This is a genomic window from Nitrobacter sp. Nb-311A, from assembly GCF_000152905.1.
Lineage (GTDB): Bacteria > Pseudomonadota > Alphaproteobacteria > Rhizobiales > Xanthobacteraceae > Nitrobacter.
The window spans coordinates 1-1376 of record NZ_AAMY01000062.1; the positions used below are offsets into that span (position 1 = coordinate 1).

The following is a 1376-nucleotide window of genomic DNA, read 5'->3' on the forward strand; positions in this document are numbered from 1 at the left end:
CGCCGCAAGTTGAACGAAGGCGCAGTAATGTTGCGCGCAGAAACGGTCTCGGCCAATGCGCCGGCAATCGCTGGCGGCACGTTCAACGGTAAACTGGACGCCTCTGTCGGCGCTGCGGGTGTTTCGGCCAACGTCAATGCCAGCGTTCCATCCGCGAGCGAAGCCACCAGCGCTTCTGCCAGCGCTTCGGCGGGCGCCTCTGCCGGATCACCCGGCGAAAGTGGCGGCGGCGCTTCTGTTGAGGCATCGGCAGATGTATCTGCCGGCGGCGCTGATGTTTCGGCGGATGTATCCGTCGACACCGGCCTTGGTCTTTAGGATCGGCCGGGTGGCTGCTGCCGCAAAAACCCCGGAAGTTGCGCCAAAACTGCGCGCAGCTTCCCTTGCCCAAAAAGTCTTGGCGAACGCTCCACTGGCGCTGTTCGCTGCAGGCATCGCGAGCGCAGCCGTTAAACCTGCGTTCGGTATGGCTGATGCAACATGGATACTCGCCCTCGGGGTCACCGTTCCATGCTTTCTGCTAGCATCCTTTCAACACGGAAAGCATCAGCCCGCGCTCGCGATATGCCGCAAAGGCCCGCGACAGCGCGCAAATCGCACCAAGGTCTGAACTTTCGTTCAAATCCTTCCACCCTGGGCGGCAAGCCTTTACAACCACAGTTCAATGACCCCCCAACGAACCGTGGTTGGATGGCGTTTGCCAAACCCCGGATGCATGTCTTGGCCACGACGAACGCAATGTCGTTCGCAACCAACCAGACAAAAGAAGGATGCTAAAATGTCCAGAACGTCACGAATTCTTCCCGCAGTACTTGCCGCTTCAGTCGGCATAAGCATGGCCTCGGGCGCCTATAGCCAAAGCGCGGACACATCGGCCGATGCCTCGGCCAACGCACAGGCAAGCCAAAGCGCCGATATCAAACTGGCGCAGGCAGACAGGCTTGCCGAGGTTGAGCGTGAGTTGCGCGCACGCGGCTATAAGATCATCAAGGAAGGGCGCACTCTTTTGGGCCGCTACTATGTGCGCGCCAAGAATGAGGTGCATGTTCGCGAAGTTGTCGTGCACCAGAGAACCGGCGAGGTTCTCAGCGATGTGGCCTTCATGCTGAAGGGCGGCAATGACCAAGCAACCGAGGCCGCCGCCGGTGAAGCCTCGCAGAAAAATCAGGAAAGTTCGGGCGGTTCGGGCTCTATCGGGGTCTCGACCGGCGGATCGGTCAGCGTCAACGTCGGAAGCTCTGTCGGAGTATCCGTAGGCGGCGGATCGGTCGATATCTCGGTCGGCGGCTCATCGGACACTTCGGCGGAAGGGTCCATGGGCGGCGGCCTTGGTCTTGGCAATTGATCACATCCAAGGCATGAATAATCAGGCGGGG

Annotated in this window: 2 protein-coding genes; both read left to right on the plus strand. The window is 60.2% G+C overall.

Annotation, left to right across the window (positions count from 1 at the left end):
• The coding region (locus NB311A_RS09130) for a hypothetical protein (protein WP_009798236.1) at positions 1-318 on the plus strand (318 nt) is incomplete at its 5' end.
• A gap of 460 nt (positions 319-778) precedes the next feature.
• Positions 779-1345, plus strand: a complete 567-nt coding sequence (locus NB311A_RS09135; RefSeq protein WP_131522902.1) for a hypothetical protein — start codon at positions 779-781, stop codon at positions 1343-1345.
• The last annotated feature ends 31 nt before the right edge of the window (positions 1346-1376 follow it).

Coding starts and splice junctions, on each gene's coding strand:
- NB311A_RS09135 (WP_131522902.1), top strand. CDS start 779: ATGTCCAGAACGTCACGAATTCTTCCCGCAGTACTTGCCGCTTCAGTC.